The 12493-nt window shown below is 67.8% G+C and carries 12 protein-coding genes and 1 tRNA gene; 5 read left to right on the top strand and 8 right to left on the bottom strand.

Annotated elements, in window-relative coordinates; genetic code table 11:
* Window positions 1-112: 112 nt before the first annotated feature.
* A tRNA-His gene (locus ACFTZB_RS35220) sits at window positions 113-185 on the bottom strand.
* Between the two features lie 85 nt (window positions 186-270).
* Complete coding sequence (gene orn, locus ACFTZB_RS35225) at window positions 271-870, bottom strand: oligoribonuclease (protein WP_378438941.1); 600 nt, start codon at window positions 868-870, stop codon at window positions 271-273.
* Between the two features lie 85 nt (window positions 871-955).
* Between orn and ACFTZB_RS35230 the strand changes: the two genes are divergently transcribed.
* Window positions 956-2692, top strand: a complete 1737-nt coding sequence (locus tag ACFTZB_RS35230) for a helicase HerA-like domain-containing protein (RefSeq protein ID WP_378438917.1) — start codon at window positions 956-958, stop codon at window positions 2690-2692.
* 4 nt (window positions 2693-2696) lie between these two features.
* Here the strand turns inward: ACFTZB_RS35230 and cmrA are convergent, their stop codons facing one another.
* From cmrA to ACFTZB_RS35245, 3 genes are read right to left on the bottom strand one after another with little or no spacing between them, the layout of a single operon-like run.
* Window positions 2697-3500 (bottom strand): mycolate reductase, encoded by an 804-nt coding sequence (gene cmrA, locus ACFTZB_RS35235; protein WP_378438919.1) that lies wholly within the window; start codon window positions 3498-3500, stop codon window positions 2697-2699.
* Window positions 3501-3518: 18 nt separating this feature from the next.
* On the bottom strand, window positions 3519-5543 hold the full coding sequence (locus ACFTZB_RS35240; protein ID WP_378438921.1) for an FAD-dependent oxidoreductase: 2025 nt from the start codon (window positions 5541-5543) through the stop codon (window positions 3519-3521).
* A gap of 13 nt (window positions 5544-5556) precedes the next feature.
* Window positions 5557-6090 carry a PadR family transcriptional regulator gene (locus ACFTZB_RS35245; RefSeq protein WP_378438923.1) on the bottom strand — a complete coding sequence of 178 codons (534 nt, stop codon included), beginning with the start codon at window positions 6088-6090 and terminating at the stop codon, window positions 5557-5559.
* Between the two features lie 126 nt (window positions 6091-6216).
* Between ACFTZB_RS35245 and ACFTZB_RS35250 the strand changes: the two genes are divergently transcribed.
* Entirely contained in the window at window positions 6217-7542 is a 1326-nt protein-coding gene (locus ACFTZB_RS35250; RefSeq protein ID WP_378438925.1) for an MFS transporter, read from the top strand.
* Here the strand turns inward: ACFTZB_RS35250 and ACFTZB_RS35255 are convergent.
* From ACFTZB_RS35255 to ACFTZB_RS35265, 3 genes are all read right to left on the bottom strand, one after another.
* On the bottom strand, window positions 7539-8117 hold the full coding sequence (locus ACFTZB_RS35255; protein ID WP_378438929.1) for a DUF4203 domain-containing protein: 579 nt from the start codon (window positions 8115-8117) through the stop codon (window positions 7539-7541). The two genes, ACFTZB_RS35250 and ACFTZB_RS35255, sit on opposite strands and share 4 nt — an antisense overlap.
* 76 nt (window positions 8118-8193) lie before the next feature.
* A complete protein-coding gene (locus tag ACFTZB_RS35260; RefSeq protein ID WP_378438931.1) occupies window positions 8194-9042 on the bottom strand; it encodes an alpha/beta fold hydrolase in 849 nt (282 codons plus the stop codon).
* 23 nt (window positions 9043-9065) lie between these two features.
* Entirely contained in the window at window positions 9066-9776 is a 711-nt protein-coding gene (locus ACFTZB_RS35265) for a TetR family transcriptional regulator (RefSeq protein WP_378438933.1), read from the bottom strand.
* A 118-nt stretch (window positions 9777-9894) separates the two neighbouring features.
* Here ACFTZB_RS35265 and ACFTZB_RS35270 point away from each other — a divergent pair, with 118 nt between their 5' ends.
* Genes ACFTZB_RS35270 through ACFTZB_RS35280 form a run of 3 tightly spaced genes read left to right on the top strand, consistent with a single transcriptional unit; the run spans window position 9895 to window position 12431 of the window.
* Entirely contained in the window at window positions 9895-11004 is a 1110-nt protein-coding gene (locus ACFTZB_RS35270) for a ferredoxin reductase (protein ID WP_378438935.1), read from the top strand.
* Between the two features lie 32 nt (window positions 11005-11036).
* A complete protein-coding gene (locus ACFTZB_RS35275; RefSeq protein WP_378438937.1) occupies window positions 11037-12209 on the top strand; it encodes a fatty acid desaturase family protein in 1173 nt (390 codons plus the stop codon).
* 12 nt (window positions 12210-12221) lie between these two features.
* Entirely contained in the window at window positions 12222-12431 is a 210-nt protein-coding gene (locus ACFTZB_RS35280; RefSeq protein WP_378438939.1) for a hypothetical protein, read from the top strand.
* Window positions 12432-12493 lie beyond the last annotated feature (62 nt).

Below are 12493 nucleotides of genomic sequence, written 5' to 3' on the forward strand. Positions count from 1 at the left end.
CGAGAATGGCCCGGGGCGGGGCCCTCGGCCGGGCCCTGACGGCCCCCGGCGCGCCCTGGGGGAAGGGCCGGGTTCCGTATCACTACGGAACCGGGCCCTCTGTACCGAGAAGGGTGAGTGACGGGACTCGAACCCGCGACAGCCAGGATCACAACCTGGTGCTCTACCAACTGAACTACACTCACCATGTGCTTCAGGCACCGCCCGGGGGCAGTAACTTCGGCGAGGAAGATACTAGCGCGTCCGGTGCCCGAGAAGCCAATCGGTATCTCAGGCGGGCCCGAGTTCCTCGACAACTGCGGCGATGTCGCTGGTAGACGGTCCGGGCTCGGACACGAACGCCGTCTTGCGGTAGTACTTCAACTCCCGGATCGACTCCTTGATGTCGGCCAGGGCGCGGTGGGCGAGACCCTTTTCGGGCTGACCGAAGTAGATCCGCGGGTACCAGCGCCGGGACAGTTCCTTGATGGAGCTGACGTCGATCATGCGGTAGTGCAGGTAGGTGTCGAGATCCGGCATGTCGCGGGCGATGAACCCGCGGTCCGTCGCGATCGAGTTGCCGGCGAGCGGTGCCGTCCCGGCGACCGGCACGTGTTCGCGGATGTACGCGAGCACCTGCTGCTCGGCCTCGGCGAGGGTGACCGTGGACTTGCGGACCTCGTCGGTCAGCCCCGAGTTCTCGTGCATCTTGGTCACCACGTCGGGCATCGCCGCGAGCGCGTCGTCGTCGGTGTGGATGACGATGTCGACACCCTCACCGAGCACGTTCAACTCGCTGTCCGTGACCAGAGCCGCGATCTCGATCAGCTTGTCGGTACCGAGGCGGAGCCCGGTCATTTCACAATCGATCCACACAAGTTTGTCCTGCACCAGGAACACAGTAGTCACGTGTGTGACGGGATAAGGTCTGCGGTGGACACTTTCTCCCGATGTGTGTGATCCGAGGAGGGCTTGGATGACCTGGCAATCGCAGGACGGCGACGCGACCTCCACCCCGGCGGAGAGGGCGGCGGCAGCGAGGGCCGCAGCGGCCGAGGCGGCCAGGGTGGCGGCGGAGGCAGCGGCAGCGGCGGAGGCTGCGGAGCAGGAGGCCCGGGACGCGGAGGCTGCGGAGAACAGTGCTCCTGCAAGTGCCGCCGCCCCGTCCGGTGCTGCGGCGGACATCGCGGCCGGGTACTCCTCGGAGGGTGCGGCGTTGGAACTGGGAACCGTGGTTCTGGGCGGCGCCGTGGATCCGGCGGCCCGCGTGCGCATTCCCCTGGCGACGATCAATCGGCACGGACTCGTCGCCGGCGCCACCGGGACGGGAAAGACGAAGACGCTGCAGGGTATTGCCGAGCAGTTGTCGGCTGCGGGGGTTCCCGTGGTGATGGCCGACGTGAAGGGTGACCTGTCGGGTCTGTCGCGGCCTGGCGAGGCCACCGGCAAGATCACTGCCCGGGCGGCCGAGACCGGCGACGACCAGTGGCGGCCCGCGGGATCCCCCGTCGAGTTCCTCTCGCTGGGAACGGAAGGCCTGGGTATCCCCGTCCGCGCGACCATCACCGCGTTCGGGCCGATCCTGCTCGCCAAGGTGCTCGGGCTCAACGAGACTCAGGAGTCCACGCTGGGGCTGATCTTCCACTGGGCCGATGTCCAGGGGCTCGCGCTGCTCGATCTGAAGGATCTGCGATCGGTCATCGCGCATCTCACCAGCGACGAGGGCAAGGCCGATCTGAAGGGCATCGGCGGCGTGTCCCCGGCCACGGCCGGTGTGATCCTCAGGGCCCTCGTCGCTCTCGAAGCCGACGGCGGCGACACGTTCTTCGGGGAACCCGAACTCGAGACCGAGGATCTGCTCCGGGTGATCGACGGCACGGGTGTGGTCACGTTGTTCGAGTTGGGTGCCCGGGCCGCGCGCCCGGCACTGTTCTCCACCTTCCTGATGTGGGTGCTGGCGGATCTGTTCCAGACCCTGCCCGAGGAAGGCGATCTCGACAAACCCAAGCTCGTCTTCATCTTCGACGAGGCATACCTGCTGTTCGCGGACGCGTCGAAAGCGTTCCTGCAGCAGGTGGAACAGACCGTGAAGCTCATCCGCTCCAAGGGCGTGGGCGTGTTCTTCTGCACGCAGTTGCCGACGGACGTCCCGAACGCGGTGCTGTCGCAACTCGGTGCCCGAATCCAGCACGCGCTGCGCGCGTTCACGCCCGACGACCAGAAGGCGTTGACCAGAACGGTACGGACGTACCCGACCACCGAGAACTACGACCTCGAGAAGGCCCTCATATCACTGGGGACCGGCGAGGCGATCGTGACGGTTCTGTCGGAACGGGGCGCGCCGACGCCGGTGGCATGGACGAGGATTCGGCCTCCCCGCTCGCTGATGGACACCATCGGCACCGACGCGATCACGGCTGCGGCGTCGTCGAGCCCGCTGTATGCGAAGTACGGGCAGACCGTCGACCGGGAGTCGGCGTACGAGAAGCTGACGGCCAAGGTCGCCGGGGCGCCGGCCGCGGAACCGGGCCTCGACCTGCCTCCGCTGCCCGATCTGCCGCCGCCGGCGCCCGCGCAGGCGGAGGGGCCGAACATGGCCGAGCAGATCCTCGGGAGCTCCGCGGTGAAGAGCTTCCTCCGCTCGGCCGCGTCGGCCGCGGGCCGCGAGATCTCCCGCAGCATCTTCGGCACGGGGCGACGACGCACGCGGTGACCGGCTAACTGCCCAGCTTCTTGTAGAACGTCCCGACGATCGGCGCGACCACCGCGCGTGGAGTGTACTGCCCGGCAACGGACATGGCCTTGCTGATGATGCCGGGGACGACGCGCATCTTGTTGTCTGCCAGGCCGTCGAGCGACACCTTGGCGGTGTATTCGCTGGAGATCCACAGGAAGTCGGGCACCAGCCTGTCGACGATCGATGCGTCCGCCGGATCGGGCTCCTCGGTGCGCACCGGGCCGGGGGCGAGCAGGGTGACGTTCACTCCCGTCCCCTTGAGTTCGCCGCGCAGCGATTCGGAGAATGTGTTGACGAACGCCTTGCTGGCGGCGTAGGTGGCGTTGTGGGGGATGGGCATGTTGCCCGCCGCGGAGCCGACCATGAGGATGGCGCCGGACCCGCGTTCGATCATCCCGGGCAGCACCGCGAGGGTGAGGTCGTGCACCGCAACGGCGTTGAGTTCCACCTGGGCCCGCTCGTACGCGGGGTCGAGTCCGGCGACGGGGCCGAACGTGGCGATACCCGCGTTGTTGCACAAGACGCTGACCTCACGGCCCGCCAGATCGGCGACGAGTGCGGCCCGCGCGTCCCGATCGGACAGGTCGCACGCGTGCACGTCGACCTCGACGCCGTACTTCTCGCGAAGGGTCCCGGCGAGCGACTCCATCACCTCGCCGCGGCGCGCGACGAGAATCAGGGAGTGGCCCCGGGAGGCCAGATCGGTGGCCAGCGCCTCGCCGATTCCGGACGAGGCGCCGGTCACGACGGCGCGGGCACTGGGGGTGGGGTTCGGCAAGCTCACGGACAGCAGCGTAGTGCGTCAGATGCGGGCCGCGAGCCGGGTGCCCTGCTCGATGGCGCGCTTGGCGTCGAGTTCCGCGGCGACGTCCGCGCCGCCGATGACGTGGGTGGTGACGCCGGCGACGGTCAGGTCGTCGACGAGGTCACGCACCGATTCCTGACCCGCGCAGATCACGACGTTGTCGACGGCGAGGGTGCGGGGCTTTTCCCGCTTGGCGCCGAACGTGATGTGCAGGCCGTCGTCGTCGATGCGCTCGTAGTTGACCCCGGACAGCTCCTGGACACCCTTGCTCTTCAGCGCCGCCCGGTGGACCCAGCCGGTGGTCTTCGCGAGTCCCGCGCCGATCCGGCCGCTCTTGCGTTGCAGCAGGTACACCTCACGCGGCGACGGTTCGGGAATGGGGGTGGTGAGGGCGCCCGCCGCGGCCTCGGGTTCGGTGACACCCCACTCCTGCTTCCATTCCTTCAGGTCGAGAGTCGGGGAGTGCTCGTGGGTGAGGAACTCACTGACGTCGACGCCGATGCCGCCGGCCCCGATCACCGCGACCGACCGTCCGACGGGCTTGCCGCCCCGCACGACCTCCGGATACGTGAGCACCTTCGGGTGGTCGATCCCCGGAATCGACGGGACGCGCGGCGTCACACCGGTCGCGACGATCACCTCGTCGTACGTGCCGACCAGCTCGGCGGCGGTGACGCGGGTGTCGAGCCGGACGTCGACACCCGCGAGCGGCAGCTGGCGGTTGTAGTACCGGATGGTCTCCGCGAACTCCTCCTTGCCGGGAATCTTGCGGGCGATGCCGAACTGGCCGCCGATCTCCGAATCCGCCTCGAACAGGGTCACTGCATGGCCGCGCTGGGCCAGACCGAGCGCCGCGGACAGTCCGGCGGGGCCCGCGCCGACGACGGCGACCCGCTTCGCGGTCCGGGTGGGGGAGAGCGTCAGTTCCGTCTCCCTGCCTGCCCGCGGATTCAGCAGGCACGACACGTGCTTGCGGACGAAGGCGTGGTCGAGGCAGGCCTGGTTGCAGGCGATGCACGTGTTGATCTCGTCGGGGGTGCCTGCCTCCGCCTTCCGCACCCAGTCGGGGTCGGCGAGCATCGGGCGTGCCATCGAGATCAGCTTTGCGTCACCGCGGGTCAGGATCTCCTCCGCGACCTCCGGCATGTTGATCCGGTTCGACGCGGCCACGGGGATGCTCACGTGCTTCTCGAGTTTGCCGGTGATGTCGGCGAACGCGGCCCGAGGCACCGATGTCACGATCGTGGGGACACGCGATTCGTGCCAGCCGATGTCGGTGTTGATGACGGTTGCGCCCGCCGCCTCCACTTCCTGTGCCAGCGCGACGATCTCGTCCCAGGTCTGACCGCCTTCCACGAGGTCGGCCATGGACAGGCGGAAGATGATGATGAAGTCCGGGCCCACCGCCGTGCGCGTGCGGCGGACGATCTCGACGGCCATCCGGCGGCGGTTCTCGGGAGTCCCACCCCACTCGTCGGTGCGCTTGTTGGTGCGCTCGCACAGGAACTGGTTGACGAAGTAGCCTTCGCCGCCCATGATCTCGACGCCGTCGTAGTTCGCCTCCTGCGCGAGGCGCGCGCAGCGAACGAAGTCGTGGATCTGCCTGCGGACGCCGCGGCCGGTGAGTTTGCGGGGCCGGAACGGGTTGATCGGGGCCTTGATCGACGAGGCGGAGACACTGAACGGCTGGTAGCTGTACCGGCCTGCGTGCAGGATCTGCAGGGCGATCTTGCCGCCCTCGTCGTGCACCGCCTTCGTGATCGCGCGGTGCCTGCGGGCCTCGACACGGTTGGTGAGCTTCGCGCCGAACGGCAACAGCCAGCCCGTCCGGTTGGGCGCGTACCCGCCGGTGACGATCAGCGCGACCCCTCCGCGGGCGCGCTCGGCGAAGTACTCCGCCAGCCGGGGGACGTCCTTGGCGCGGTCCTCGAGTCCGGTGTGGATGGAGCCCATGATCACCCGGTTCTTCAGCGTCGTGAAGCCTAGGTCGAGGGGGGCGAGCAGCTGGGGAAACTGTGTCATTGGCGGCGTGTCCTTATTGTGAGAGCGCGTCGAGTACTTCTTGGCACCAGTCGGCGAACCCCTCCTCGACGCGGATTCCGCCGCGCAGGACGAGGTACTGGTGCAGGGCTGCGCCGGAGAGTTGGTCCGGTGCGGGAAAGTCGCGTTTTTCGATCATGCGGTAGACCTCGAGCCGGGCGGCGTGGCCGTCGCGGTGACGGGCGACCTCGGCCGTGAGTGCGGCGACGTCACCGTGTCGAGCGGCGCGGATCTTCACTGCCAGCTCGTTGCGGAGGTGGTTGGGCTCGGTGGGTTCGGCGATCCATCGCGCGAGTTCCGCGCTTCCGGCCGCACTGACCCGGTACACCTTCTTGTCGGGTCGGCCGTCCTGCGCCACCACCTCGGCGTCGACCCAGCCGGCCTCGTCCATGCGTTTGAGGACGCGGTAGATCTGCTGGTGGGTGGCGCTCTGGAAGAAGCCGATGGACTTGTCGAACCGGCGCGCCAATTCGTACCCCGAGCCGGAGTGCTCGGTCAGGGAGACGAGGAGCGCATGTTCGAGTGCCACGAACCGAAGTATGTATGCAACGAGGTGCGTATGCAACTGAGTGCACACTTAGTTCTTCCGTCCGAACGGGACGCTCGTCGCGTCAGACCGCACGAACTCACCGGTCACTCGCATAGGCTCGCGGGCATGAGCACCGACGTTCGTCCGCCGGCCGGGATCGGCGGGGCCGCGACGCGCAGACAGGTTGTCGCGTGGGGGCTGTGGGACTGGGGTTCGGCGGCCTTCAACGCCGTGATCCTCACGTTCGTCTTCTCCGTGTACCTGACGGACGCCGTGGGGGAGGACCTGCCGGGGTCGATCTCCGCGAGCACGTGGCTGGGGTGGTCGCTCGGCATCGCGGGCTTCCTCATCGCGGTGCTCGCCCCCGTCACCGGGCAGCGATTCGACGCCGCGGGACGACGCAAGTGGGCGCTCGGTGTTCTCACCTTCGCGACGGTCGGGTGCATGGCGGCGATGGTCCTGGTCCGCGACTCCTATCAGTACCTGTGGCTCGGGCTGGTGTTACTCGCTGCGGGTTCGGTGATCTTCGAACTGGCCGGCGTCCCGTACAACGCGATGCTCAGGCAGGTGTCCACGCCGGCGAACATCGGCCGGGTGTCCGGGTTCGGCTGGGCGATGGGTTATTTCGGTGGAATCGTGCTCCTGCTGCTGTGCTACTTCGGTTTCATCGCCGGGGACGGCGACACTCGCGGATTCCTCGGGCTCACCACCGACGGCGGCCTGAACATCCGGATGGTGGCGCTGCTGGCCGCCGTCTGGTTCGCGGTCTTCGCAATCCCCGTGCTGCTGAAGGTCCCCGAGCTGGCCCGTCCGCACGCGGACCCGGGCGCGGACAAGGCCGGTTTCGTCGAGTCGTACCGAGTGTTGTGGCGTGATCTGCGCGACCTCTGGGCCGCCGACCGGCGCACCGTGTACTTCCTGGTGGCGAGCGCGCTGTTCCGCGACGGACTGGCCGGTGTCTTCACGTTCGGCGCAGTCCTCGCCGTCAACGTCTACGGCATCAGCGCCGGGGACGTGCTGCTGTTCGGTGTCGCCGCCAACGTCGTCTCCGCACTCGGCGCGCTCACCGCAGGCCGGTTCGACGACCGGATCGGCCCGAAAACCGTCATCATGGCGTCCCTGATCGCGATGATCGTCGTCGGTCTCGTTCTGATGGGGGTGTCCGGGCCGGCCATGTTCTGGATCTTCGGACTGCTGCTGTGCCTGTTCGTCGGTCCCGCGCAGTCGTCGGCGCGCACGTTCCTGGCCAGGATCACACCGCCCGGCCGGGAGGGGCAGATGTTCGGCCTGTACGCGACCACCGGTCGCGCGGTGTCGTTCCTCTCGCCCACCCTGTTCGGGTTGTTCGCCTGGTGGTTCGCGGCGGACCGGGCCGGAATCATCGGCCTGGTGATCGTGCTCGCGATCGGGCTCGCCGCGATGACGGTGGTGAAGGCGCCCGAGCGCGACTAGCGCCGCGCGCGATTGTCGTCGATCCGGAGCTTCTCCGGGAACAGCCGCCGCTGCGTCAGCCAGCCCCCCGCCGCCACGGCAATCCAGATCAGCGTGGCGAAGAACTGCTGGGTGCCCTCGTTCGGATCCTCCAAGAAACGTAGCGGGGGGATGGCCAGGCCGAGCCCGGTCAGCACCAAGCTGGCCCCGCCGAGTGCCGTGAGCCACAGCAGTGCCCGCGCCCGGTACCGGTCGGCGACGAACCCGCAGGCGACGGCGAGCGCAACGATCACGATTCCGCTCAGGATCCAGCTGGCGTCATCCGGTTGCAGAACGCGACTGAGCTTCGCTCCGATCACTGCGCCCGCGATGATCCCGATGAAGAATGCGGCGAACTTGAAGACCAGAGTGGTGGCCGCCCACACCACGACCGCACCGATCGCCGCGACCAGGAATGTCGTTCCGAGCGACAGCGACAGCAGGTCGGACACGAGCCAGCCGAGGCCGAATCCGGAGGCGAGAACGGCGACGTGCAGTGAACCGACACCGGCGAAGCACAGAACCGCGCCGACCAGAAGGATTGCGATGCCACTCATGGTGCCCTCCCACGGTGCACGAGACGAGTAGTGCCATCACACCAGACGTGTCGCCGCCGGGGAGGGGAACTGCCGATTATCCAGCCGCCCGAGCGCGATCGAGGATCGCCTTCGCGAGTGCCTCCGGGCACTCCTCGGGAATCCAGTGCGTGGCGCCGTCCAGGACGACGAACTCGTACGGCGCATCGACGAAGTCGCCGCACCGCTCGGCCGCCGCGCGACCCATTGCGATGTCGCCGGTGCTCCAGACGTAGGCCGTGGGAACGGTGACGGCGGGTGTCTCCGCGAAGTCGCTCGTCATCGCCCGGTACCAGTTCAGCGCGGCGGTCAGCGCTTCCGGTTCGCCGAGCAGTGCGACGTGCTCGTCGACGAGTTCCGGCGCGACAACGTCGCCGAACATCGCGCGCAGCGCCTGCGCGTCGTCGCGGAGCAGGACCCGTTCGGCCTTGCCCTCCGTTCTCAGGAGGCGGATGTAGGAGGAGCGTTCCTTCTGGTCGGCGTCCTCGCGCAACGCCCAGCCGAACGCGGCGGGATGGGGCACCGAGACGGTGGTGAGCGAGGTGATCCGGTCGGGGTGCCGCGCCGCGACGATCCACGCCACGGCGGCGCCCCAGTCGTGGCCGACGAGATGCGCGGTGTCGATGTCGAGGGCGTCCAGCAGCCCTACAACATCGGCGACGAGGTGGTCGATCCGGTAGGACTCGACACCGTCGGGACGCGCGCCGGGTGAGTAGCCGCGCTGGTTCGGTGCGTACGTCCGCAGACCGGACTCGTTCAGCAGAGCGCTCACGGGGGCCCAGGACGCGGCGCTCTCCGGGAACCCGTGCAGCAGAACGATGGGGGCCCCGTCGTCCGGACCGCTGATCGTGACGTCGAACGTCAGGTCGCCGACGGTGACGTGCGCGTGTTCCGAGGTCGACAACATGCCCCCACCGTACGGCGGGCGGCCTACTTCTTTCCGGGATTCCACCCGCTCATGCCGAGCATGATCAGGCGCAATTGCCGCTCGGCGCGCGCGACGACCTCGGCCTCGCTTCGGCTTCCGGGACGATCGGCCTCGAGCAGATCGACGACGACCGCGAACATGGTGGACACGATGAGGTCGGCCGCCATCTCCAGATCGTCGTGGTCCCAGGTCTGCAGGCCGTCGATGCGGGACAGATCGACCGTGAGTTCGCTGACGAACAGTGTCATCTCGGTCGCGATCGCCCGGCGAATCTCCGGCACCCCGCCGTAGCGTTCGCGGCTGAGGAAGCGGAACTGCGCCTCGTGGGTGCGGACCTGCCGCACGAGGATGTCGAGCGACGCGCCTGCACTCTTGGTGCTCGGGGTACGCCGGGCGTCGCGCAGCATCTGCCGCAGAATCCGCATGCCCTCCTCGACGAGCACCACGCCGAGTTCCTCGATGGACGCGAAATGGCGGTAGAACGCGGTGGGCACGATTCCCGCGGTGCGGGCGATCTCGCGCAGGCTCACGCCGGCGAAACTGCGGTCCGCCATCAGTTCGAGCGTGCCGTCGAGGAGGGCCTTCCTCGTGCGCTCCTTCCGCGCTGCCCTGCTCTCGGGTTCGGCGCCGGTCGACTGACTCACGGCAGTGAGTGTATTCGCGGGGGAGAGCGCCGCCACCACCTCCGGGTGTTCGCGTTCGTCGTCCGGCATGCGTATCCGATCCCCGCCCCGAGTGTGCGTGCGGTCACATTGTGATTGACAAGTTCCTGTCTCCCTCTGTCACACTATTGTCAGTGTACAACCGTGCACTCAAATGGAGGAGGCCGACGTGTCAGTTGCCCACACCAGTCGTCCGGCGGAGGGACGCAGGTTCTCGCTGCTGTCGTTGTTCGAGGCGATGGCCACTCCGCACCAGCTCGACCGCTACCTCGAACTCGTCAATCCGATGGTCACCGTGCGCGACCTCCGCGCCGAGGTCGTCGAGGTCCGGCGCTCCACCGCCGACACCGTCACGCTCACGCTGCGCCCCACCCGCCAGTGGCGCGGATTCCGTGCGGGCCAGTTCGTGCAGGTGGGGGTCGTGATCGACGGGGTTCGGCACACCCGCTGCTACTCGCCTGCCAATGCACAGTCGTCCACCGACGGACACGTCGAGTTGACGATCAAGGCGCATCCGGACGGGCTCGTCTCGCAGTACCTGCACGCGCAGGCGCGCCCCGGACTCGTGCTCGACCTGTCTCAGGCCGCGGGCGAATTCACCCTTCCGTCTCCTCGTCCGCGCCGGCTGCTGCTGGTGAGCGGAGGCAGCGGAATCACCCCGGTTCTGTCGATGCTGCGCACCCTCGTCGACGAGGAACACGTCGGAAGCATCACTTTTCTGCACTACGCGTACACCGAAAACGACGTCGCGTACCTCGACGAATTGCGCGCACTCGCGGTCGCCAACGCCAACGTCTCCCTCGTGCTGGCCTACACCGATCAGGAGGCGGGCGGGCACCTGCACGGGTTCTTCGGTCAGGAGCACCTCGACGCGGTCGCGCCCTGGTACGCCGACGCGGAGACGTTTCTGTGCGGCCCGCCCGGACTGATGCGCGGCGTCCGGGAGGTGTACCGCGAACTCGGCATCGAGGACCGTCTCCACACCGAGGAGTTCGCTCCCGCCGCAGCCCCGGTGGAGGGGGAGGCCGGCGGCGCGGTGTCCTTCACCGCCAGCGGCGTCACCGCGGACAACTCCGGTGCGACGCTGCTCGAACAGGCCGAAGCCGCCGGACTCCATCCGGAGTACGGCTGCCGAATGGGTATCTGCTTCTCCTGCACCACGGTGAAGACATCGGGGTGCACCAGGAACGTCCGCACCGGCGACACCGACACCGACCCGGACAAGGCGATTCAGCTGTGCGTCTCGGTCCCGGTCGGCGATGTCGCCCTCGACCTCTGACTTTCACCCGACATCAACGTTTGGAGACCGACATGTTTGGACTCTCACTCTCGTTCCTCCCGTTCGTCGGCGGCACCGACGGTTCCCGCAACGCCGCCCCGGTGGTGCTCAGCCACGACCAGGTCGACGAGATCGGCAGGGAACTGGACGCCCTCCGCGACCGGACGGTCGCGGACCTCGGCGCCGAGGACCGCGAGTACATCTACAAGATCATCAAGGCGCAGAGGGGATTCGAGGTCGCAGGCCGCGGCCTGATGTACCTCGGCTTCTTCCCACCGGCCTGGATCGCCGGTGTCGGCGCCCTCGGCGTGTCGAAAATTCTCGACAACATGGAGATCGGCCACAACGTCATGCACGGTCAGTACGACTGGATGCGTGAACCCGGCCTGAACTCCCGGGTGTTCGAATGGGACACCGTCTGCCCGGCCGATCAGTGGAAGCATTCCCACAACTACATGCACCACACGTACACCAACATCCTGGGCCGCGACCGGGACATCGGCTACGGCATCCTGCGGATCGACGAGGCGCAGAAGTGGAACCCCTACTACCTGGGGAACCCGGTCTACGCGTTCCTGCTGATGATGCTGTTCGAGTGGGGCGTCATGATGCACGACCTGGAAGCGGAGAACGTGATCCAGGGCAAGCGGAAGTGGCGCGACGTCAAGCCGCTGCTGAAGGGCTGGTGGCGCAAGGCGGGCAGGCAGGTGCTCAAGGACTACGTGATCTTCCCGGCGCTGACCGGGCCGCTGTTCGTCCCCACCCTGCTCGGCAACGTGACTGCCAACCTGATCCGCAACGTGTGGGCGTACTCCATCATCTTCTGCGGCCATTTCCCCACCGGCGTGCAGAGTTTCACCGAGGACGAGACCGCGGAGGAAACCCGCGGCGAATGGTACGTCCGGCAGATGCTCGGCAGCGCGAACATCGAGGGAAGCCCGCTGTTCCACATCATGTCCGGCAACCTGTCACACCAGATCGAGCATCACCTGTTCCCGGATCTGCCCGCTCACCGGTACCCGGAGATGGCTCCCGTCGTGAAGGCGCTGTGCGAGAAGCACGGCCTGCCCTACAACACCGGCGGATTCTTCAAGCAGATCGGCTCCGTGTGGGCGAAGATCTTCAGGTTCGCACTGCCGCCCGGTCTCGTCTCGTCCGACACCCCTCCCGGTGTTATCGTCGAGCGGCAGAAGACTGCAGCCTGAGAGGCGAAACACATGGTGGGGAAGTTCGAGCGGCGCAAGGACACCGTGCAGGAGTTGACGGAGTCGGCGGCCACGCACGTGGGCCAGATCGCGACGATCATCGCGGGTGCCGTCCGGGACGTCACCCGGGAGATCGGCGACTGGGTGTCCGACGGCATCGAGATGCGCGAGGCCGCGAAGAAGGCCCGCGAAGACGAGGGCGAGGGGGAGACGGTCGACTGAGTGACCGGCCGGCGCGTATCGACCCAGGGTAGAGATCGGGCCGCCGAGGGTGCGTTCATGGC

It is taken from the genome of Rhodococcus sp. NPDC057014 (assembly GCF_042673295.1).
Taxonomy (GTDB): domain Bacteria; phylum Actinomycetota; class Actinomycetes; order Mycobacteriales; family Mycobacteriaceae; genus Rhodococcus_F.

Bases quoted from the DNA above. Each gene is read 5' to 3' on its own strand.
- ACFTZB_RS35240 (WP_378438921.1), bottom strand. From the start codon at position 5,543: ATGACACAGTTTCCCCAGCTGCTCGCCCCCCTCGACCTAGGCTTCACG.
- ACFTZB_RS35255 (WP_378438929.1), bottom strand. From the start codon at position 8,117: ATGAGTGGCATCGCAATCCTTCTGGTCGGCGCGGTTCTGTGCTTCGCC.
- ACFTZB_RS35250 (WP_378438925.1), top strand. From the start codon at position 6,217: ATGAGCACCGACGTTCGTCCGCCGGCCGGGATCGGCGGGGCCGCGACG.
- ACFTZB_RS35275 (WP_378438937.1), top strand. From the start codon at position 11,037: ATGTTTGGACTCTCACTCTCGTTCCTCCCGTTCGTCGGCGGCACCGAC.
- ACFTZB_RS35230 (WP_378438917.1), top strand. From the start codon at position 956: ATGACCTGGCAATCGCAGGACGGCGACGCGACCTCCACCCCGGCGGAG.
- ACFTZB_RS35280 (WP_378438939.1), top strand. From the start codon at position 12,222: ATGGTGGGGAAGTTCGAGCGGCGCAAGGACACCGTGCAGGAGTTGACG.
- ACFTZB_RS35260 (WP_378438931.1), bottom strand. From the start codon at position 9,042: ATGTTGTCGACCTCGGAACACGCGCACGTCACCGTCGGCGACCTGACG.
- ACFTZB_RS35265 (WP_378438933.1), bottom strand. From the start codon at position 9,776: ATGCCGGACGACGAACGCGAACACCCGGAGGTGGTGGCGGCGCTCTCC.